General features: G+C 72.1%; 18 protein-coding genes. 6 read left to right on the top strand and 12 right to left on the bottom strand.

The window, feature by feature from the left end:
• Nucleotides 1-26: 26 nt before the first annotated feature.
• Nucleotides 27-1,448: a glutamate--tRNA ligase gene (gene gltX, locus G5B31_RS08770; RefSeq protein ID WP_165016153.1), complete on the bottom strand. Its 1,422-nt coding sequence runs from the start codon at nucleotides 1,446-1,448 to the stop codon at nucleotides 27-29.
• Between the two features lie 88 nt (nucleotides 1,449-1,536).
• Here gltX and G5B31_RS08775 point away from each other — a divergent pair, with 88 nt between their 5' ends.
• Nucleotides 1,537-3,615: a ComEC/Rec2 family competence protein gene (locus G5B31_RS08775; RefSeq protein ID WP_346763894.1), complete on the top strand. Its 2,079-nt coding sequence runs from the start codon at nucleotides 1,537-1,539 to the stop codon at nucleotides 3,613-3,615.
• 80 nt (nucleotides 3,616-3,695) lie between these two features.
• Here G5B31_RS08775 and lexA read toward each other — a convergent pair whose 3' ends face one another.
• The 7 genes from lexA to G5B31_RS08810 form a co-directional block, all read right to left on the bottom strand.
• The gene (lexA, locus tag G5B31_RS08780) at nucleotides 3,696-4,394 is read right to left on the bottom strand and encodes a transcriptional repressor LexA (RefSeq protein ID WP_165016155.1); all 699 of its coding nucleotides are present in this window, start codon (nucleotides 4,392-4,394) and stop codon (nucleotides 3,696-3,698) included.
• Between the two features lie 148 nt (nucleotides 4,395-4,542).
• The gene (locus tag G5B31_RS08785) at nucleotides 4,543-5,706 is read right to left on the bottom strand and encodes a molybdopterin molybdotransferase MoeA (protein ID WP_165016157.1); all 1,164 of its coding nucleotides are present in this window, start codon (nucleotides 5,704-5,706) and stop codon (nucleotides 4,543-4,545) included.
• The gene (gene moaC, locus G5B31_RS08790) at nucleotides 5,703-6,182 is read right to left on the bottom strand and encodes a cyclic pyranopterin monophosphate synthase MoaC (protein WP_165016159.1); all 480 of its coding nucleotides are present in this window, start codon (nucleotides 6,180-6,182) and stop codon (nucleotides 5,703-5,705) included. Before moaC ends, G5B31_RS08785 begins: the two co-directional genes overlap by 4 nt.
• Nucleotides 6,179-6,991 (bottom strand): indole-3-glycerol phosphate synthase TrpC, encoded by an 813-nt coding sequence (trpC, locus tag G5B31_RS08795; RefSeq protein WP_165016161.1) that lies wholly within the window; start codon nucleotides 6,989-6,991, stop codon nucleotides 6,179-6,181. The genes moaC and trpC overlap by 4 nt, the downstream gene beginning before the upstream one ends.
• A gap of 124 nt (nucleotides 6,992-7,115) precedes the next feature.
• Nucleotides 7,116-7,769 (bottom strand): uracil-DNA glycosylase, encoded by a 654-nt coding sequence (locus G5B31_RS08800; protein WP_165016163.1) that lies wholly within the window; start codon nucleotides 7,767-7,769, stop codon nucleotides 7,116-7,118.
• On the bottom strand, nucleotides 7,762-8,775 hold the full coding sequence (trpD, locus tag G5B31_RS08805; protein WP_165016165.1) for an anthranilate phosphoribosyltransferase: 1,014 nt from the start codon (nucleotides 8,773-8,775) through the stop codon (nucleotides 7,762-7,764). The genes G5B31_RS08800 and trpD overlap by 8 nt, the downstream gene beginning before the upstream one ends.
• Nucleotides 8,772-9,359, bottom strand: a complete 588-nt coding sequence (locus G5B31_RS08810) for an aminodeoxychorismate/anthranilate synthase component II (RefSeq protein ID WP_165016167.1) — start codon at nucleotides 9,357-9,359, stop codon at nucleotides 8,772-8,774. Before G5B31_RS08810 ends, trpD begins: the two co-directional genes overlap by 4 nt.
• 160 nt (nucleotides 9,360-9,519) lie before the next feature.
• Between G5B31_RS08810 and G5B31_RS08815 the strand changes: the two genes are divergently transcribed.
• Complete coding sequence (locus G5B31_RS08815; protein WP_165016169.1) at nucleotides 9,520-11,085, top strand: divergent polysaccharide deacetylase family protein; 1,566 nt, start codon at nucleotides 9,520-9,522, stop codon at nucleotides 11,083-11,085.
• Between the two features lie 254 nt (nucleotides 11,086-11,339).
• Here the strand turns inward: G5B31_RS08815 and purD are convergent, their stop codons facing one another.
• Nucleotides 11,340-12,602, bottom strand: coding sequence for a phosphoribosylamine--glycine ligase (purD, locus tag G5B31_RS08820; protein ID WP_165016171.1), 1,263 nt, complete (start codon nucleotides 12,600-12,602; stop codon nucleotides 11,340-11,342).
• 178 nt (nucleotides 12,603-12,780) lie between these two features.
• Here purD and xseA point away from each other — a divergent pair, with 178 nt between their 5' ends.
• Nucleotides 12,781-14,349, top strand: a complete 1,569-nt coding sequence (xseA, locus tag G5B31_RS08825; RefSeq protein ID WP_165016175.1) for an exodeoxyribonuclease VII large subunit — start codon at nucleotides 12,781-12,783, stop codon at nucleotides 14,347-14,349.
• A 25-nt stretch (nucleotides 14,350-14,374) separates the two neighbouring features.
• Here xseA and G5B31_RS08830 read toward each other — a convergent pair whose 3' ends face one another.
• From G5B31_RS08830 to G5B31_RS08840, 3 genes are all read right to left on the bottom strand, one after another.
• A complete protein-coding gene (locus G5B31_RS08830) occupies nucleotides 14,375-14,779 on the bottom strand; it encodes a hypothetical protein (protein WP_165016178.1) in 405 nt (134 codons plus the stop codon).
• A 2-nt stretch (nucleotides 14,780-14,781) separates the two neighbouring features.
• Complete coding sequence (locus tag G5B31_RS08835) at nucleotides 14,782-15,177, bottom strand: hypothetical protein (protein WP_165016181.1); 396 nt, start codon at nucleotides 15,175-15,177, stop codon at nucleotides 14,782-14,784.
• A gap of 367 nt (nucleotides 15,178-15,544) precedes the next feature.
• Nucleotides 15,545-16,609: an alkane 1-monooxygenase gene (locus G5B31_RS08840; protein ID WP_165016185.1), complete on the bottom strand. Its 1,065-nt coding sequence runs from the start codon at nucleotides 16,607-16,609 to the stop codon at nucleotides 15,545-15,547.
• A 63-nt stretch (nucleotides 16,610-16,672) separates the two neighbouring features.
• Here G5B31_RS08840 and G5B31_RS08845 point away from each other — a divergent pair, with 63 nt between their 5' ends.
• The 3 genes from G5B31_RS08845 to G5B31_RS08855 all read left to right on the top strand — a co-directional run bounded on the left by G5B31_RS08845 (nucleotide 16,673) and on the right by G5B31_RS08855 (nucleotide 19,215).
• Nucleotides 16,673-17,359, top strand: a complete 687-nt coding sequence (locus G5B31_RS08845; protein ID WP_165016188.1) for a lysoplasmalogenase — start codon at nucleotides 16,673-16,675, stop codon at nucleotides 17,357-17,359.
• A gap of 61 nt (nucleotides 17,360-17,420) precedes the next feature.
• The gene (gene ftsY, locus G5B31_RS08850) at nucleotides 17,421-18,599 is read left to right on the top strand and encodes a signal recognition particle-docking protein FtsY (protein ID WP_165016190.1); all 1,179 of its coding nucleotides are present in this window, start codon (nucleotides 17,421-17,423) and stop codon (nucleotides 18,597-18,599) included.
• A 10-nt stretch (nucleotides 18,600-18,609) separates the two neighbouring features.
• On the top strand, nucleotides 18,610-19,215 hold the full coding sequence (locus G5B31_RS08855) for an inner membrane-spanning protein YciB (protein ID WP_165016192.1): 606 nt from the start codon (nucleotides 18,610-18,612) through the stop codon (nucleotides 19,213-19,215).
• Nucleotides 19,216-19,287 lie beyond the last annotated feature (72 nt).

Raw genomic sequence — 19,287 nt, forward strand, 5'->3', positions numbered from 1 at the left:
CCATGAAAGACCGGCGGGGGGCCGCGTCAGGCGGCTGCGTCCGTCAGCCTTGCAATCGTCTCGTCCCGACCGATGACCAGCATCATGTCGAAGACCGAAGGTGTCGCGCTTCTGCCTGCCAGGGCCGCCCGCAGGGGCGCCGCCAGCTTGCCGAATCCGATGCCGTTCTCGGCGGCGATCTGGTTCAGGATGGGCTCCAGCGTTTCTTTCGTCCAGCTAGCATTTTGCAGCCGCGGCGTCAACGATTTCAGTATACCACGGGATACCGTATCCAGCGCCCCGGCGGCCTTCTCGTCCGGCTCGACGGGGCGGGAGGCCAGTGCAAACTCCCCTTTTTCAATAAGTTCCGGGAAGGTCTTCGCGCGTTCCTTCAACACCGGCATCGCCTTCAGCAGCCGCTCGCGCTGCAGCGCGGTCAGCGCCGGCCGTGCCGCGGCTGCAAGATAACCCTCCAGTTCATGCAGCAGCGCGGCATCCTCGCTCATGGCGATGTGATGGCCGCAGGTGCTTTCCAGCTTCTTGAAGTCCAGCCGCGCCGGCGCCCGGCCGATGCCCTCCAGCGAGAAGACCTTCATCGCCTCCGCGCTGGTGAAGATCTCCATGTCGCCATGCGCCCAGCCGAGCCGGGTCAGGTAGTTGCGCATCCCCGCCGCCGGGTAGCCCATGGCCTGGTATTCCTCGATTCCCGTCGCGCCGTGGCGCTTGGACAGCTTCTTGCCGTCGGGACCGTGAATAAGCGGTATATGCGCCCAGACCGGCACCGCCCATCCCATGGCGTCGTAGACCATCTGCTGGCGGGCGGCGTTGTTCAGGTGGTCGTCGCCGCGGATGACATGGGTCACGCCCATGTCGTGGTCGTCCACCACCACCGCCAGCATGTAGGTCGGCGTGCCGTCGGAGCGCAGCACGATCATGTCGTCCAGCGTCTCGTTGCGGATGACCACGCGGCCCTGCACCTTGTCCTCGATCACCGTCTCGCCGGTCCGCGGGGCCTTCATGCGGATGACGTAAGGCGCGCCGTCGGGATGGGCCGCCGGATCGGCGTCGCGCCAGGGCGACAGGAACACCGGATAGGAGACGCCCCGCGCCTTCTCGGCCTCGCGGAAGGCCTCGATCTCGGCGGCGGTCGAGAAGCATTTGTAGGCGGTGCCGCGGGCCAGCATCTCATGCGCCACCTCGGCATGGCGGTCCTTGCGCGCGAACTGGCTGACGACATCGCCGTCCCAGTCGAGGCCGAGCCAGGTCAGCCCCTTCAGGATCGCCGCCGTCGCCTCGGGGGTGGAGCGTTCGCGGTCGGTGTCCTCGATCCGCAGCAGGAATTTCCCGCCGCGGCCGCGGGCGAAGAGCCAGTTGAACAGCGCCGTCCGGCCGCCGCCGATGTGCAGGTAGCCGGTGGGCGAGGGCGCGAAACGGGTGACGACCGGCTGGGACGCGGAAGCGGCGGACATGGGCGGGAATTAACCTTTCGCTAACCGGCCTCGGGCAGGCTGGCCGGGGAACGGGCCGGGTTTAGACGGGAAAGGGGGCGCGGGCAAGGTGGCGGGATTGCGGGCCATTGCGATGCGCCCCCTGCTGGCGCTGGAGGAGGCGCGCGGGCATCTGCTGCCCTTCGCCGCCATGGCGATGGGGATCGGCATCGGCCTGTGGTTCGTGTGGCCGCGGGAGCCGGGCGCGGCGGACTACCTGTCGGCGGGCGGCGTCGGGCTGGCTCTGGCGGCGCTGTGGCTCTGGGGGCCCTGGCCGCTGCGCCCCCTTGCGGGTTTCGCGGCGATGCTGGCTGCCGGCTTCCTTGCGGCGGGGCTGCGGGCGCAAGGAGTGGCCGCGCCGATGCTGGAGTTCCGCTACTACGGCCCGGTCGAGGGGCGGGTGGTGGAGATCGACCGTTCCACCTCCGACGCGCTGCGGGTGACGCTGGACCGGGTGGTGCTGCGCGAAATGACCCCCGCCCGCACCCCGCGACGGGTGCGGGTCTCGCTGCATGGCGACCTGCTGCACGACCCGCAGCCGGGCGAGGTGCTGGCGATGACCGCGCATCTGGCGGCGCCGGAGGGGCCGGTGGAGCCTGGGGGCTTCGACTTCCGCCGCATGGCCTGGTTCGACGGCCTTGGCGCCGTGGGCTATACCCGCAGCCCGGCGCTGCTGCTGGAGCCGCCGGCGGCGGGCGAGGAGGTGATCGCAAGGATGCGCGCCTGGCTCTCGGCGGCGATGCGGGCGCGGATCCCGGGCGATGCCGGCGCCTTCGCCGCCGGGGCGATGACCGGCGACCGCTCCGGCATCACGCAGGAGACGGTGCGGGCGCTGCGCGACAGCTCGCTGGCGCATCTGCTGGCGATCTCCGGCATGAACCTGGCCTTCCTGACCGGCTTCGTGTTCTGGCTGGTGCGGACCGGCATCGCGCTGGTGCCGCCGCTGGCGCTGCGGGTGAACGCCAAGAAGGTCTCGGCGGCGCTGTCGCTGGCGGTGGCGCTGTATTACCTGCTGCTCTCCGGTTCCAACGTGGCGACGGAGCGGGCCTTCGTCATGGCGGCGGTGGTGCTGGGGGCGGTGATGCTGGACCGCCGGGCGATCACCCTGCGCAGCGCCGCCATCGCGGCGATGATCCTCCTGGCGCTGCGGCCGGAAAGCCTGATGGAACCGGGGTTCCAGATGTCCTTCGCCGCCACCGTGGCGCTGGTCGCCGGTTTCCGGGTGCTGGACCGAAAGGTGCTGCTGGAGCGCTGGCCGCGCTGGACGGTGCCGGTCTTCACCCTGGTCGCCAGTTCGGCCATCGGCGGCTTCGCCACCGCGCCCTTCGCCGCCGCCACCTTCAACCGCTTCGCCGATTTCGGCCTGTTGGCCAACCTGCTGACCGTGCCGGTGATGGGCGCGGTGGTGATGCCGGCCGGCGCGATGGCTGTGGTGCTGGCGCCCTTCGGCCTGGCCTGGGTGGCGCTGCGGGCGATGGAATGGGGCGTGCGCTGGATCCTCGGCGTCGCGCATTGGGTGGCCGGGCTGGAGGGATCGGTGACGATGATCCCGGAACCCCACGCGGCGGCGCTGCCGCTGATCGCCCTCGGCGGGCTCTGGCTGGCGGCCTGGCCGGGGCGGGCGCGGCTGGCCGGGGCGGCACTGGTGGCGGCGGGGTTGCTGGCCTGGCCGATGGCGGGGCGGCCGGAGCTGCTGATCTCCGCCGACGGGCGGCTTCTCGGGCTGCTGGGGCCGGAGGGCCGGGCGCTCTCCACTGCCCGCGGCGGCGGCTTCGCGGCGGAGAACTGGCTGGAGAACGACGGCGACCTCGCCACCCAGGAGGAGGCCGCGGCCCGCCCGGGCTTCACCGGCCCGAAGGAGGCGCGGGAATTCATCCTCGCCGGGCTGAAGGGCGTGGCCCTGCAGGGAAGCGGCGCGCTGGCTGCGCTGCCGGCGGCCTGCGCCGCGCATGACCTGGTGGTGATCGCGGCGACGGTGGAGGCTGTGCCCGAGGGCTGCGAGGTGATCGACCAGACCCGCCTGCGCCGGACCGGGGCCTTGGCGCTCCGGGTGGTCGGCGGCGATGTGGAGGTCACGGCCACCCGCGCCCGTGCGCGGGTCTGGGTTGGCAGGCCGATGGAGCCGGAGGCGCTGCCGGTGTTCCGGTGAGCGGCGATCCTTCGACGAAGGATCGTGGTTCCCGCCCGGGCCGGATGCGATTTTTCGACGAAAAATCGGGGCTTTGCGGATCAGTAGCTGCGGATCAGGCCGACCAGGCGGCCCTGCACCTTGACCAGATGGTCGGGGAAGACCCGGGTCTCGTAGGCCGGGTTGGCGGCTTCCAGCGCGATCATGTTGCCCTTGCGGCGGAAGCGTTTCAGCGTCGCCTCGTGATCCTCGACCAGCGCCACCACGATGTCGCCGTTCTCGGCGGTGGTCTGTTCGCGGATCACCACGATGTCGCCGTCGTTGATCCCGGCCTCGATCATCGAATCGCCCTTGACCTCCAGCGCATAGTGGTTGCCGCGGCCCGAGAGCATCGAGCCCGGCACCGCGACATGCTGCGAGACTTCGGAGATCGCCTCGATCGGCACGCCGGCGGCGATGCGGCCCATCACCGGCAGCTCCAGCGCATGGACGGCTTCGACCGGGATCGCCCCGCGCGGCGGGTCGCTGCGGTCGCCCTGGATCACCTTCGGCGCGAAGGCAGGCTTGAAGCCGGGCTTCTCCATCGCCTCGGGCAGCTTGATGATCTCCAGCGCGCGGGCGCGGTGGGCGAGGCGGCGGATGAAGCCGCGTTCCTCCAGCGCGGTGATCAGCCGGTGGATGCCGGATTTGGAGCGCAGGTCCAGCGCCTCCTTCATCTCGTCGAAGGAGGGGGGGACCCCGTCGGCCTCGGTCCGCTGCTTGATGAAGGACAAGAGTTCCAGTTGCTTGCGCGTCAGCATCGGCGATCTCCGGGCGGCTGTCGTTGACACAATGTTCTGCCCGTGTTCCCGGTTTGTGTCAAGCGCTTTGGCGGGGTGCTTGTGGCCGGCGTCGCGGCGGGGGCGCTTCGCCCCCGCACCCCCAGAGGATATTTGTGGACAGATGAAATCAGAGCGGCAGGTAGGGGACCGTCTCGCCCGCCTGCCGCGGGCCGTCGCCGGCCGGGCGGATCAGCAGCGCGTCGGCCTCGGTCAGGATGGTGAGGAGCGAGCTGTCCTGGCGGTCGAAGGGGGCGATGGTCTCGCCGTCGAGGCGGGCGCGCATGTAATGGGTGCGCGGCCCGGTGGCGGGCAGGTCCAGCGCCAGCCGGGCGGTGCGGGTCTGCGGCAGCGGCGCCGGGTCGCCCTGCATCGCCCGGATCAGCGGCAGGAGGAACAGGTGGCCGGTGACGATGGCCGAGACCGGGTTGCCGGGCAGGCCCAGCATCGCCGCCCCGCCCATCCGGCCCGCCATCAGCGGCTTGCCCGGGCGCATGGCGATCTTCCAGAACGCCGGCTCCATCCCGAGGTCGCGGGCGACCTTGCCGACCAGGTCGTGGTCGCCGACCGAGGCGCCGCCGATGGTGACCAGGATGTCCGCCCCTTCGGCCAGTGCGAAGGCCTGGCGCAGCGCCGCCTCGCTGTCGCGGGCGATGGGCAAGAGCCGGGCCTCGGCGCCCTCGGCCTCGGCCATCGCCTTCAGGGCGAAGCCGTTGGAGGCGATGATCTGGTCGGGGCGCGGGTCTTCCCCGGGCATCACCAGCTCGTCCCCGGTCATCAGCAGGGCGACCACCGGGCGGCGGGCGCAGGGGACGCTGGCGACATTCATCGCCGCCAAGAGCGACAGGTCGGCCGGGCGCAGGCGGCGGGGGGAGAGGGTGGCGCCGGCGGGGAAATCGGTCCCGCGCGGGCGGATGTTGTCGTTGCGGTCGGCAGCGGTCAGGGTGATGCGGTCGCCGTCGCGGCTGACATTCTCCTGGATCACCACCCGGGTGGCGCCGGCGGGGACCGGGGCGCCGGTGAAGATGCGGACGGCCTGGCCGGGTCCGACAGCGCCGGCGAAGCCGTGGCCGGCGCCGGATTCGCCGATGACGGCGAAGCTGTCGCCGGGGGCGGGGTCGCCCTGCAGGGCGTAGCCGTCCATCGCCGAGGCGTCGAAGGGCGGCTGGTCGGCGCGGGCGGCGACCGGGCGTGCCAGCCAGCGGCCCACGGCCCGGGTCAGGGCCAGGTCCTCGGTCCCGAGCGGCCTTGCCATGGCCAGCACACGGGCCTGGGCTTCTTCGACCGGAATCATCGCTTCGCCTCGTATCGGCCTGATTTCCCGCCGTCTTTCGACAGAAGCCGGATGCCCTCGATCCGCATTCCCTTCTCTACCGCCTTCACCATGTCGTAGACGGTCAGGCAGGCGATGGAGACCGCGGTCAGCGCCTCCATCTCCACCCCGGTCTGGCCGGAGGTCTTCACCGTGGCCTCGATGCGGATGGCGCTGCGGGCGGGATCGGGGGTCAGGTCGACCGCCACCTTGGTGATCGGCAGCGGGTGGCAAAGGGGGATCAATGCCGAGGTCTGCTTGGCCGCCATGATCCCCGCCAGCCGGGCCACCGAGAGCACGTCGCCCTTCTCGGCCCGGCCCTCGGTGATCAGCGCCAGAGTGGCGGGCTCCATCGCCACGAAGCCCTCGGCCACCGCGGTCCGCGCCGTCACCGGCTTGCCGGAGACATCGACCATATGGGCCGCGCCCTTGTCGTCGAAATGGCTGAGGCCGCTCATAGCCGGCCCGGGGCAGTCAGCGGTTTCGCCAGGATGGCGCGGGTTGCCTCGGCCACGTCCTCCTGCCGCATCAGGCTTTCGCCGATGAGGAAGCAGCGGGCGCCGTAGCGGGCGAGGTCGGCGAGGTCGTCGGGGGTGAAGAGCCCGGATTCGGCGACGATCAGCCGGTCCTCCGGCACCCGGCGGGCCAGCGTGCGGGTGGTGTCCAGCGTCACCTCGAAGGTATGCAGGTTGCGGTTGTTGATGCCGATCAGCGGCGATTTCAGCCGGGCGGCGCGGTCGAGTTCGTCCTGATCGTGCACCTCGATCAGCACGTCCATGCCGTAGGAGAAGGCCGCCGCCTCCAGCTCCGCCGCCTGGGCGTCGGAAAGCGAGGCCATGATGAGGAGGATGCAATCGGCCTGCAGGGCGCGGGATTCGGCGACCTGCCAGGGATCGTAGAGGAAATCCTTGCGCAGGCAGGGCAGGCGGGTGGCCTCGCGCGCCTGCGCCAGATAGACCTCGTCGCCCTGGAAGGAGGGGCCGTCGGTCAGCACCGACAGGCAGGTGGCGCCGCCGGCCTCATAGGCGCGGGCCAGCGCGGGCGGGTCGAAATCGGCGCGGATCAGGCCCTTGGACGGGCTGGCCTTCTTGATCTCGGCGATCAGGCCGTAGCCGGTGACGGCGGCCTCCTGCAGCGCGCGGGCGAAGCCGCGGGGGGCGGGGGCGGCGCGGGCGGCCTCTTCCACCTCGGTCAGCGGACGGGCGGCCTTGCGGGCGGCGACCTCCTCCAGCTTGTAGGCCTTGATGCGGTCGAGGATGGTGGTCATGGCTTCTCCTTCGGCCCCGCCCCCCGGGGGTTTCACACCCCCGGACCCCCGTGGGATATTTATGGACAGATGAAGGGGCCGGACTTTGTTGCGGTCCTAGCGTGGCGGCCCGGGCGGGGAAAGTCTAGAGCGACCAGTCGATTTCCTTCTCGCCCCGGGCGGCAAGCCATTGGTTCACCTTGCCGAAAGGGCGGGAGCCGAAGAAACCGCGGTGGGCGGAGAGCGGCGAGGGATGCGCGCTTTCGAGGAAGAGATGGCCGTCGCGCGGCAGCCGGGCGCAGAGCCTTTGCGCCGGCCCGCCCCAGAGCAGGAAGGCGCGCGGGCCGTCGGCGGCGGTGGCGGCCAGCACCTCGGTGGTCAGTCCCTGCCAGCCGAGCGCCTTGTGGCCGTGGGACTGGCCGGTAGGAACGGTCAGGACCGGGTTCAGCAGCAGCACCCCCTGGGTGGCCCAGCCGGTCAGGTCGCCGTCCTGCTTCACCTGGCCGGTGTCGCTGGTGACCTCGGCCAGGATGTTCTTCAGGCTGTCGCGCGGCTTCTGGCCGGGCGGGAAGGAGAAGGCGAGCCCGGTGGCGCGGCCCGGCGTGGGATAGGGGTCCTGGCCGAGGATGATGACGCGGACCTGCGGCCGCGGGGTCAAAGCAAGGGCGCGGAAGATCGCCTCCGGTGCGGGCTGCCAGTCGGGCATGGTCTCCAGCTTGCGCCAGAGCGCGTCCCAGCGGCCATCGGTGAAGAAGGGCAGCGAGGCCCAGCTGGCCGGCGGCTCGGGCCGGTCAGCCATGGGTCAGGCGGGCCAGCGTCGCCACCTTGGCCTTGGCCGCGCCGCTGTCGAGCGAGGTGCGGGCGATCTCCACCCCTTCCTTCAGGCTGGCGGCCCGGTCGGCCACCATCAGCGCGGCGGCAGCGTTCAGCAGCACCGCGTCGCGGTAGGCGCCCTGCGCGCCGTCCAGCAGCGCCCGGAAGGCCTGCGCATTTTCGGCCGGGGTGCCGCCGAGGACATGCTCGAACGGGTGGACGGGCAGGCCGGCATCCTCGGGCCCGATCTCGAAATCGCGCACCGCGCCGCCTTCCAGCGCCGAGACCTTCGTCGGCAGGGCGATGGAGATCTCGTCGGTGCCGTCGCCGCCATGCACCAGCCAGGCCTTCTCGGAGCCGAGCGCCAGCAGGGTCTCCGCCATCGGCCGGATCAGGTCGGCCGAGAAGGCCCCGGTCAGCTGGCGCTTCACCCCGGCCGGGTTGGTCAGCGGCCCGAGGATGTTGAAGATCGTCCGCGTCCCCAGCTCCGCCCGCACCGGGCCGACATGGCGGGTGGCGGGGTGGTGCATCGGCGCCATCATGAAGCCGATCCCGGCCTCGGCGAGGCAGCGCTCCACCACCTCGGCCCCGACCATGACGTTCAGCCCGAGTTCGGTCAAAGCATCCGCCGCGCCGGATTTCGACGAGAGGTTGCGGTTGCCGTGCTTGGCCACCGGCACTCCGGCGCCCGCCACCACGAAGGCGGTGGCGGTGGAGATGTTCAGTGTGCCCTTGCCGTCGCCGCCGGTGCCGACGATGTCGATGGCCCCTTCCGGCGCCCGCACGGCGTTGCATTTCGACCGCATCACCGAGGCGGCGGCGGCATATTCGTCCACCGTCTCGCCCCGCGTGCGCAGCGCCATCAGGAAGCCGCCCATCTGGGCGGGGGTGGCCTCGCCCTCGAACAGCGCGGTGAAGGCGGTCTCGGCCTCGGCCCGGGTCAGCGGGCGGCTGGCGGCGGTGCCGATCAGATTGCGCAGCGCGTCGCTCATGCCGGGACCTTCACCTTCGCGGAGTCGAGGAAGTTGCGCAGCAACTGGTGGCCGTGTTCGGAGGCGATGCTCTCGGGGTGGAACTGCACGCCCTCGATCGGCTTTTCCTTGTGGCGCAGGCCCATGATGGTGCCGTCCTCCAGCCAGGCGGTGACCTCCAGGCAGTCGGGCAGCGTCTCCCGCTCCACCACCAGCGAATGGTAGCGGGTGGCTTGGAAGGGCGAGGGCAGGCCGGCGAAGACGCCCTTCCCGCCGTGGTGCATGGTGCCCATCTTGCCGTGGACGATCTCGTGGCAGCGGATGACGCGGCCGCCGAAGGCCTCGCCGATGGTCTGGTGGCCGAGGCAGACGCCAAGGAGCGGCACCCCCGCCTCCGATGCCGCCCGGGTCAGCGGCAGGCAGATGCCGGCCTGCGCCGGGTCGCAGGGGCCGGGGGACAGCACGATGGCCTCCGGTGTCATCGCCAGCGCGTCCTGCACCTGCAGCGCATCGTTCCGCACGACCTTCACCTCGGCCCCCAGCTCGCCCAGGTAATGGACGAGATTCCAGGTGAAGCTGTCGTAGTTGTCGATCAGAAGCAGCATATTGCCGTGCCTCGCCGGAAAGGGGATGAAGCGCCACGCGGGTCGCGCTATACATGGTCAGGTCGCGGCGGCGAGGTCAAGATCAACTCCCCGCGGCCGCGGCGGGACAGGCGGGGGCAACCCGCGGCGCGAGGCAAGGCGGGCGAGGACGGAGGTTTCGGTGATCGGCAGGTTCCTGTTGGGTGCGGGGCTGGGGGCCCTTGTGGGCACGGGCCTTCTGGCCATCGTCTCGGTGATGGCGCCGGGACCGAAGCCTGCGCCGGCGGGGCCGGCGGAGCCTGCGGCGGCGGAAAACCCGGCGCCCGAGACGGCTCCGGCGGAACCGGAGGTGGCCGAAAGCCCGGTGCCGGAGGAGGCTCCGGCAGAGCCTGTGGCCGAGGCTCCCGCGGCAGAGGCCGCCGCCCCCGCGGTTGCCGATGCGCCCGAGGCTCCCCCGGTCGCCGCAGCCGAGGAGAGCGGTCCCGACACTCCCTCCGACGCGGCCGGGCCCGCGGTGGCCGAGGCCCCTTCCGCCCCGGCCGAACTGACGGACGATCCGGCCCCCGGCCCGGCGGAAACCCCGGCCGCCGCCCCGGGGGTGGAGGCCGCGGCGGCCCCCGAGGCCCCGGCCGCGCCCGAAGCCGGTGCCGCCGCCATTCCGGTGCCGGAGACCGTGACCGAAGCCGCGCCGCCCGCCGGAGGCCCGGCGAAGCCGGAGGCCCCGGTTGCCGAGGCCGCTCCGGCCCCGGCCGAGCCGCCGGGACTGCCGCCGCTGACGCCGGAGGAAGAGGAGATGCTGGCCCGGATTGCCGCCGAAGGCCCGGGCTCCGCCCTGCCGCCCGGCGAGACGGCGCCCGAGCCCGCCGCCGAAGCCGCTCCCGAAGCCGCGCCGGAACCGCCTCCGGTGCTGACCGAGCGCGAGGACGACCGGGTGCTGCGCCCGGAGGAGGAGGGCAGCACCCTGCCGCCGGCCCCCGCCCTGGCCGACGAGGGCGAGGGCGTCACCACCGGCCGCCTGCCGCGGATCGGCGATGCGGCGGAGGAGGCTCCGGCGGAAGCGGCCGCGACGGATACCCGCCCCATCGCGGCCCATGCCCGGCCCTTCGACAACCCCGAGGGCAAGCCCGCCTTCGCCATCGTGCTGATCGACGAAGGCGCGGCCGACACCGACCGCGCCGCGCTGGCCGCGCTGCCCTTTCCGGTGACCTTCGCGCTGGACCCGACCGATCCTCTGGTGGCCGAGCACGCCGCGATCTACCGCGGCGCCGGGCAGGAGGTGGCGATGCTGGCGACGGCGCTGCCCAAGGGCGCGCAGGCGGCCGACATCGAGGTGGCGCTTTCGGTCATGGCCGCGGCGCTGCCCGAGGCGGTGGCGGTGATGGACCTGCCCGCCCGCGCCTTCCAGGCCGACCGGCCGCTGGCGACGCTGGTGGTGCCGGCTGTGGGGGCGGGCGGCCGCGGCCTCCTGACCTGGGACCAGGGGCTGAACGCCGCCGACCAGGTGGCCCGGCGCGAGGACATCCCGGCGGCGGTGGCCTTCCGCGACCTCGACGGCGCCGGCGAATCCGCCCCGGTGATCCGCCGCTACCTCGACCGTGCGGCCTTCAAGGCGGCGCAGGAGGGGCGGGTGACGGTGGTCGGCCGCACCCGGCCGGAAACCGTGGCGGCGCTGCTGGAATGGGCGGTGGAGGGCCGCGCCGCGACGGTGGCGCTGGCGCCGCTGACCGCGGTGCTGTCGGTCGACTGACGGCTTCAGATCGCGCGGCTTCGCCGCAAGCCTTTTGTCTCGCCTCTGCGCGCAAGCGCGCAACCGGCTCGGGTTTGCCTCCGGCGGGGATATTTGGGGGCAGGTGAAAGGGAAGAAGCGCGCCTCTCCCTTTCACCTGTCTATAAATATCCTCAGGGGGTTTGGGGGCAGAATGCCCCCATCCGCCGGCAGCAGCCGCAGGAGACTCCGCCGGCCACCACGAAAAGGAATGCGGCGGCAGCCGCGCCTTTGGATCAGAGCGCGCGCCAGCCGATGTCGCGGCGGCAGAAGCCTTCCGGCCAGTCGATGCGGTCGACCATGGCATAGGCTTCGCCGCGGGCCGCTGCCAGGGTTTCCGCCCGGGCGGTGACGTTCAGCACCCTTCCGCCGTTGGCGGTGACCTCGCCCCCCTCCAGCCTGGTGCCGGCATGGAAGACCATGTGCCGGCTGTCTCCGGCCAGCGCCTCCAGCCCGCGGATCGCGCTGCCCTTGGCATAGGCGCCGGGATAGCCGCGCGCCGCCATCACCACGGTCAGCGCGTGGTCCTCGGCCCAGTTGACCCGCGCGCCCTCCAGCCGCCCTTCGGCGCAGGCCAGCATCAGGTCCAGCGCCTGCGCGCCGAGGCGCATCATCAGCACCTGGCACTCCGGGTCGCCGAAGCGGCAGTTGTATTCGACCAGCCGGGCGCGGCCGTCCGCGATCATCAGGCCGGCGTAGAGGACGCCCCGGTAGGGGGTGCCGCGCCGCGCCATCTCGCGGATGGTCGGCAGCACGATCTCCTCCATCGCCTGGCGTTGCAGCGCCTCGGTCAGGACGGGGGCCGGGGAATAGGCGCCCATGCCGCCGGTGTTGGGGCCGGTGTCGCCGTCGCCCGCGCGCTTGTGGTCCTGCGCGGTGCCGATGGGCAGGGCGGTCTCGCCGTCCGAGAGGATGAAGAAGCTGGCTTCCTCGCCCGCCATGAACTCCTCGATCACCACCTCGGCCCCGGCTTGCCCGAATTCGCCGCCGAACATGTCGTCCACCGCGGCCAGCGCCTCCTCGACCGTCATCGCCACGATCACGCCCTTGCCGGCGGCGAGGCCGTCGGCCTTGACCACGATGGGCGCGCCCTGCCTGCGGATGTAGTCGCGGGCCGGGGCGGCTTCGGTGAAGCGGGCCCAGGCGGCGGTCGGGGCGCCGTAGGCGTCGCAGATCTCCTTGGTGAAGGCCTTCGAGGCCTCCAGCCGCGCCGCCTCCGCGCTCGGCCCGAAGGTCAGCAGGCCCGCGGCGCGGGCTGCATCCGCCACCCCGGCCGCCAGCGGCGCCTCCGGCCCGACGATGACGAAATCGACGGCGTTCTCCTCGCAGAACGCCACCACCGCCGCGCCGTCCAGGATGTCCAGCGTGGCGCATTCGGCGATTGCGGCGATCCCGGCATTGCCCGGCGCCACGATCAGCCGGTCGCATTTCGGGTTCTGCTTCACCGCCCAGGCGAGGGCATGTTCGCGCCCGCCGGAGCCGAGGATCAGGATGTTCATGTGCCGCCCCCTGCTGCCTTCGCCCGCCTGATAGGGGGAGGCCGGGATGCAGGCAAGCCGCCGCGCCGATTTCTTCTCAGAAATCGGGCCGGAGCCTGTGAAGGCTCCGGCGCGGAGTTTGCGAAAACTCCGCCGGCCGGGGTTTTCCTCCGGCGGCGGGGTGCCTATTCTGCGCCGCATGGACATCTTCGAGGACCTCGCCCCGCAGGGCAACCGCCCGGAATACACCGTCTCGGAACTGTCCGGGGCGGTGAAGCGGGTGATCGAGGGGGAATTCGGCCTCGTCCGGGTGCGGGGCGAGGTGGGGCGGGTGTCGCGGCCCTCGTCGGGGCACCTCTATTTCGACCTGAAGGACGACCGGGCCTGCCTGGCGGCGATCGCCTGGAAGGGACAGGCGGCGCGGATGCAGGTGCGGCCGGAGGAGGGGATGGAGATCGTCGCCACCGGGCGGATGACCACCTTCCCCGGCCAGTCGAAATACCAGCTGATCGTCGAGGACGTGGTCCCCGCCGGCGCCGGCGCGTTGATGGCGATGCTGGAGAGGCGCCGCGCCGCCCTGCAGGCCGAGGGATTGTTCGACCCCGCCCGCAAGAAGCCGATCCCCTATCTGCCGGGGGTGATCGGCGTCGTCACCTCGCCCTCCGGCGCGGTGATCCGCGACATCCTGCACCGGCTGCGCGACCGCTTCCCCCGCCGGGTGCTGATCTGGCCGGTGGCGGTGCAGGGGCAGGCCTGCGCGCCGGAGGTGGCCGCCGCCATCCGCGGCTTCAACGCCCTGCCCGGCGACGGTTCGGTGCCGCGGCCGGACGTGATCATCGTCGCCCGCGGCGGCGGGTCGCTGGAGGACCTCTGGGGTTTCAACGAGGAGATCGTGGTGCGGGCGGCGGCGGAGAGCCGGATCCCGCTGATCTCGGCGGTGGGGCACGAGACCGACACCACGCTGATCGACCATGCGGCCGACCTGCGCGCGCCCACGCCCACGGCGGCGGCGGAGCTGGCGGTGCCGGTGCGGCTGGACCTGCTGGCGGCGGTGGCGGACCTCGCGGCGCGGCAGGGGCGGGCGGTGGCGGCCGGGGTGGAGCGCCGCGGCCAGCGGCTGCGCGACCTGTCGCGCGCCCTGCCGCGGCCCGAGGCGCTGACCGGCGCGGCGGCGCAACGGCTGGACCTCTGGGCCGGGCGGCTGTCCGGCGCGCTCGGCCTGATGGTGGCGAGGAAGCGCGGCGCCTTCGACCGGGCGGGCGGCGGGATGCGGCCGGACCTGCTGCTGCGGCTCTTGTCGCGGCGGGCGGACGGGCTGGCTGCGGCCGGCGGGCGGCTGGCCGACCGGGCCGGGCGGGCGCTGGAGCGGCGGCACCTGGGCTTCGACAAATGGGCCTCGCGGCTGGCCCCCGCGCTGGCGCGGCTCTTGGCCGAGGCCGACCGGACCGGGCGCAAGGGCCGCGCCGATCTGGCCGTTCTGGCCGGGCGGCTGGAGGCGGCGCCGCGGCGGCGGCTGGCCGATCTGGCGCGGCGGCTGGAGCAGGTGGACCGCACCCGGCAGACGCTCGGCTACGCCGAGACCCTGAAGCGCGGCTTCGCGGTGATCCGCGGCGACGGCCATGTCGTCACCAGCCGGGAGGAGGCCGCCAGGGCCGCGGTGCTGGAGGCCGAGTTCCGCGACGGCCGGCTGCCGCTGGGGCAGGGCGCGGCGCCGGCGCCGAGGAAGCCGAAGCCGGGCGGCGACGGCGGGCAGGGATCGCTGTTCTGACCGGGGCAAGGTTTCCGGCGCGAGGTCAGGCGCCGAGGTATTCGTTGCAGGTCATCGCGTGGTTCGAGGGCTTCAGGTAGATCGGCTCCACCGAGGGGTCGCCGTTGAACTGCGCCGAAAGCCCGCCGTCGCCGGTGTCGAAGTAGGTCCAGCAGTCGGGGGTGGAGGGATCGTCCTCGTAGGTGAAGCAGATCATCTCTCCCACCTGTTCCCAGGTGCCATACATGCAGCCGCGCTCGTCCTCCCAGATCGACCTGCCGCCGGGCAGGAACTTCTCCACCCCGTAGATCGAGCCGAAGGACCAGGTGTCCATCACCTTGCCGCGGGTCAGCGTGTCGAATTCCTCGGCGGTCAGCGGCTTGCCGCCCTCGGCCAGCGCGGGCAGGGGCAGGGCCAGCAGGGCGGCCAGAAGGGCCTTGCGCATCGTCATCGCTATACCCCCACGTCGGCGGGGCAGCTGAGGCCCCGGGTCGCATCCTTGACCTCGGAAAGCTCGTCGCCCGGCAGGTCCTCGGTCGACAGTGCCCTCAGCCCGCCGTCCTCCTGCCAGAACGACCAGCAATGTTCGCCGTCGGAATATTCATAGGCGAAGCAGATCAGCCCGCCCTTTTCATACCAGCGGCCGTATTGGCAGATGTCGCCGGTGACCTGCCAGCGGACGCGGCGGTTCGGCAGGTATTCCTCGGTGCCGTAGATCTCGCCGTATTGCGAATAGGTCAGGGTCTTGCCGGTGGCATAGGCGTCGAATTCCTCGGCCGTCATCGGGTCCTGGGCGAGGGCGGTCAGGGGGACGAGGGCGGCGATGGTGGCAAGGGCGAGGGCGCGCATGGGCGGTCTCCGCTGGTCGGGTTTTCGGGCGGACCCTGCCAGAGCGCGGCGGGAAAGGCCAGTCAGCCTTGCGTGACCTGGGCGGGGGTCGGCCGGTGGGGCGTGCGGATTTTGCTTCGGCGATCCATCCATTTTGGCGAAGGCGCGTGCCTTCGCCATGGCGCACCATGTCAACCGGGACCGGCCGGGCCTCCAAGGCCCGGCCAGCGCCCGCCCCGCCCTCGGCGGGCGCTTCTCGCCCGCCGGGTCGAGCGCTGGCCTCTCGGGGTTCAGAGCTGACAGGTTTCCGGGTGCTGCCGCCGCACACGGGCGGGGGCGAGGCAGTGCCTCGCCTTTTCCCGCCCGATCAGAGCTTCCGTGGTCGTAGCTACCGCGCCCCCTGCCAGCGTCGCAGCGCCGGGCGGATGGCACGTTTCCACAGCGGCGGCACCAGCGCGAGGGTGCAGGCCAGCGGCAGCGGCCAGGGCAGGCGGGGGGCCTCGTCCGCCTCTCCCAGCCGCAGGACGGGATAGGGGCGGGTCGGGTGGCTGTGGTGGTCGGAATGCCGCGGCGCGTTCAGCATCAGCGCCGAGGAGAACCAGGGGCCGGAGTTCCAGCTGTGCGCCGGACCCACCGGCGCCGGCCTGCCGTCGGCCAGGGCGGCGCGGCGCAGGCCGTAGTGCTGGACGTAATCGGACAGCAGGATCTGCATCTGCGCCAGCGCCGCCAGCCCCCACCAGGCCGCCACCCCGCCGCCTCCGGCGATGACATAGGCGACGACCAGCGCCAGCAGACTCCCCGCCAGATGCCAGAGATAGGGATGCAGCCCCCGCGGCCCCGATCCGCGCTTGCGCAGCGCGGTTTCGGCCCGCCGGCCGGCCCGGTAGCTGCCGATCCAGGCCCGCAGGGCGAAGCGGTAGAAGCCCTGCCCCTCGGGCGCGGAATTGGGGTCCTCGGGCGTGGCGACATGGCGGTGGTGCACCAGCCGGTGGGCGCTGGCGTGCTGGCCGAACAGGATGGCGGCGTAATAGCCGGTGCCGAGGCGGAACAGCCAGCGGTTGCCGCGGTGGATCAGCTCATGCGCCGCCGGATGGCCGACCTGGCCGAGCCAGAGCCCGGCGCCGAGGAAGATCAGCCCGCGGCCGAGCGGGGACAGGCCGGACGGCCCCGCCACCGCCCAGGTCGCCAGCGGCAGGAGCGCCAGCGCGGAAAGGCCGACCGCGACCAGAAGGGCGTCGGAGCCGGGAAACTCCTGCCCCTCGGTCGCGTCGGCGGCGACATGGGGGATCAGCCGGTCCAGCACGGCGGAAAGGCAGAACATGTAGAGGAAGCCGGCCCAGACGAAAGGACCGCCGCCCCAGAGGCCGAGCGCGAACAGCGGCAGCGGCGCCAGCGCGGCCGCGGCGAAGGCGGCGACAGGCAGGGGATGGCGCAGGCGCTTGGTCTTGGGCATGGTCAGGAGGGAAGCACGAAACCGCCGGGCTGGAAAGGCCACGGCTTGCCGCAGGGGGCGGGGATGGAGGCGACGGGCATCGGGCTGGCCGGGGCGGCGCTGCTGGCGGCGGCGGTCTATGGGCTGCGCTATTGCACCCGCGACGATCCGGGGCTTGCGGGCGCCGCGGTCAAGACGGCCTCTACCGGCCTGCTGGCGCTGCTGCTGTGGCGCTTCGCCGGGTTGCCGCTGTTCTGGACCATCGCCCTTGGCATGACGCTGGGAGCGGCGGGCGACTGGTTCCTGGCGCGCCGGGGCGAGGCGGCTTTCCTGGCCGGGATGGCGGCCTTCGGCGCCGGCCACCTGGCCTATGCCGGCGGAATGCTGGCGCGGTCGCTGGAGCTGGGGCTGGACGGGGTTTCCCTTGCCGAAGGGACGGCGCTGGCCGCGCTGCTGGCGCTGGTCGCCTCGACCGAGGTCTGGCTGGCCCCGCGCACCGGCGCCTTGCGCTGGCCGGTCAGGGCCTATGTGCTGCTGATCGGGCTGATGGGGGCTGCGGCGGTGCTGTTGCCTGCCCATCCGGGGCAGCCGGCCCTGCGGCTGGGGGCGGCGCTGTTCCTGGCCTCGGACCTGCTGCTGGCGCTGCGGCTGTTCGTGGTGGCCGATCCGGCGCGGCAAAGGGCGCTGTCGCGGGCGCTCTGGCCGGCCTATTGGGCCGGGCAGGCGCTGATCGGCTGGGGCGCGCTGCTGTTCTGGCTTCCCAAGGGCTGACGCCCTTTCCATCGCGGGCCTTAGGCATTAGGTGGGAAGGAACCGGCAAAGGGGGCCACCGATGTCTTTCTTCTCGAAGCTCAAGGACCGGATGTTCCGGTCCTCGTCGAAGATCGGCGAGGGGCTGGATGCGCTGGTGGCCGAGGGGGCGGAGGAACAGGCTCCGGCCGCCGAAGCTGCGCACGAGGCCCCGGCTCCTGCCCCCGCCCCGAAGGTTCGGCCGGACCCCGAGGCGCGGGTCGCGCCGGAACCTGCGTTTGCGCCCCCCGCTCCCGCGCCGGAGACCCGGCCCGCGCCGACGCCTGCACCCGAATCCGCCGCCTCTCCCCGCTCCGCGCCGTCCGAGGACGCCCCCAAACCCGGCCTCTTCGGCCGCCTCTTCGGCCGCGCCGCTGCCGACGAACCGCGCCGGGTGCTGGACGATGCCATGCTGGAAAGCCTGGAGGAGGTGCTGATCCAGGCCGACCTCGGCCCCGAGACCGCGGTGCGGGTCACCGCCAACATCGCCGAAGGGCGCTTCGGCAAGAAGGTCTCCACCGGGGAATTGAAGGCCGCGCTGGCCGCCGAGGTGGCGCGGATCATGGCGCCGGTGGCGCGGCCGCTGCCGCTTTATCCGCAAAAGCCGCAGGTGGTGCTGGTGGTGGGCGTCAACGGCTCCGGCAAGACCACGACCATCGGCAAGCTCGCCTCGCAGTTCAAGGCCGCCGGCAAAAAGGTGGTGATCGCGGCCGGAGACACCTTCCGCGCCGCGGCGGTGGATCAGCTGAAGGTCTGGGGCGAACGCGCCGGCGTGCCGGTGCTGACCGCGCCGGAAGGGTCGGACCCCGCGTCGCTGGCCTTCGACGCCTTGACCAAAGCGAGGGCCGAGGGTGCCGACCTGCTGATGATCGACACCGCCGGCCGGTTGCAGAACCGCGCTGACCTGATGGAGGAGCTGGCCAAGATCGTCCGCGTCATCCGCAAGGTCGACGCCAGCGCGCCGCACAACACGTTGCTGGTGCTGGATGCCACCACCGGCCAGAACGCCATCACCCAGGTCGAGATCTTCCGCAAGATCGCCGATGTCTCCGGCCTGGTGATGACCAAGCTGGACGGCACCGCCAAGGGCGGCGTGCTGGTGGCGCTGGCCGACCGCTTCGGCCTGCCGATCCATGCCATCGGCGTCGGCGAGCAGATCGACGATCTTTCCCCCTTCGACCCGGAGGATTTCGCCCGGGCGCTGGTGGGGCTGGACGGGTAGGGGACAGGACATGGCGGGCAGGAAGATCAATCCGTTTCTGAAACTGGCGCTGGAACTGGGGCCGATCCTCCTGTTCTTCGTCCTGTTCGGCCGGCTGAAGGACCAGACCTTCCGCATCGCCGGCGGCGAATATTCCGGCTTCATCGTCACCACCGCGGTCTTCGTGGTTCTGATCATCGCCACCACCGGCATCCTGTGGCGGCTGACCGGGCGGCTGTCGCGGATGCAGCTGATGACGCTGGTGCTGGTGGTGGTGATGGGCGGCCTGTCGGTCTGGCTGAACGACGAGCGCTTCATCAAGATGAAGCCGACCTTCCTCTACCTCGCCTTCGGGGCGATCCTCGGCTTCGGCCTGCTGCGCGGGAAAAGCTATCTCTCCGCGGTGATGGAGGAGGTGGTGCCGATGACGGCCGAGGGCTGGATGATCCTGACCCGGCGGATGACGGCCTTCTTCTTCGCGCTGGCGGTGGCGAACGAGGCGGTCTGGCGGCTGATGTCGACCGAGGCCTGGGTCAACTTCAAGACCTTCGGCCTGACCGCGGCGCTGTTCCTGTTCATCCTGAGCCAGGGCCGGCTGTTCGAAACCTACGCGGCGGAGCCGGTGGAGAAGGATTAGGACGGGTCCGCATTCGGCCTTGCCCGGCCCGTCCGGCGAAGGCCATCGCCTACGCCGCTTTCTGCCACTGTC

Source organism: Rhodobacter sp. SGA-6-6 (assembly GCF_011043545.1).
GTDB lineage: Bacteria > Pseudomonadota > Alphaproteobacteria > Rhodobacterales > Rhodobacteraceae > Pseudogemmobacter.

Bases quoted from the DNA above. Each gene is read 5' to 3' on its own strand.
- gltX (WP_165016153.1), bottom strand. From the start codon at position 1,448: ATGTCCGCCGCTTCCGCGTCCCAGCCGGTCGTCACCCGTTTCGCGCCC.
- lexA (WP_165016155.1), bottom strand. From the start codon at position 4,394: ATGCTGACGCGCAAGCAACTGGAACTCTTGTCCTTCATCAAGCAGCGG.
- G5B31_RS08785 (WP_165016157.1), bottom strand. From the start codon at position 5,706: ATGATTCCGGTCGAAGAAGCCCAGGCCCGTGTGCTGGCCATGGCAAGG.
- moaC (WP_165016159.1), bottom strand. From the start codon at position 6,182: ATGAGCGGCCTCAGCCATTTCGACGACAAGGGCGCGGCCCATATGGTC.
- trpC (WP_165016161.1), bottom strand. From the start codon at position 6,991: ATGACCACCATCCTCGACCGCATCAAGGCCTACAAGCTGGAGGAGGTC.
- G5B31_RS08800 (WP_165016163.1), bottom strand. From the start codon at position 7,769: ATGGCTGACCGGCCCGAGCCGCCGGCCAGCTGGGCCTCGCTGCCCTTC.
- trpD (WP_165016165.1), bottom strand. From the start codon at position 8,775: ATGAGCGACGCGCTGCGCAATCTGATCGGCACCGCCGCCAGCCGCCCG.
- G5B31_RS08810 (WP_165016167.1), bottom strand. From the start codon at position 9,359: ATGCTGCTTCTGATCGACAACTACGACAGCTTCACCTGGAATCTCGTC.
- purD (WP_165016171.1), bottom strand. From the start codon at position 12,602: ATGAACATCCTGATCCTCGGCTCCGGCGGGCGCGAACATGCCCTCGCC.
- xseA (WP_165016175.1), top strand. From the start codon at position 12,781: ATGGACATCTTCGAGGACCTCGCCCCGCAGGGCAACCGCCCGGAATAC.
- G5B31_RS08830 (WP_165016178.1), bottom strand. From the start codon at position 14,779: ATGACGATGCGCAAGGCCCTTCTGGCCGCCCTGCTGGCCCTGCCCCTG.
- G5B31_RS08835 (WP_165016181.1), bottom strand. From the start codon at position 15,177: ATGCGCGCCCTCGCCCTTGCCACCATCGCCGCCCTCGTCCCCCTGACC.
- G5B31_RS08840 (WP_165016185.1), bottom strand. From the start codon at position 16,609: ATGCCCAAGACCAAGCGCCTGCGCCATCCCCTGCCTGTCGCCGCCTTC.
- G5B31_RS08845 (WP_165016188.1), top strand. From the start codon at position 16,673: ATGGAGGCGACGGGCATCGGGCTGGCCGGGGCGGCGCTGCTGGCGGCG.
- ftsY (WP_165016190.1), top strand. From the start codon at position 17,421: ATGTCTTTCTTCTCGAAGCTCAAGGACCGGATGTTCCGGTCCTCGTCG.
- G5B31_RS08855 (WP_165016192.1), top strand. From the start codon at position 18,610: ATGGCGGGCAGGAAGATCAATCCGTTTCTGAAACTGGCGCTGGAACTG.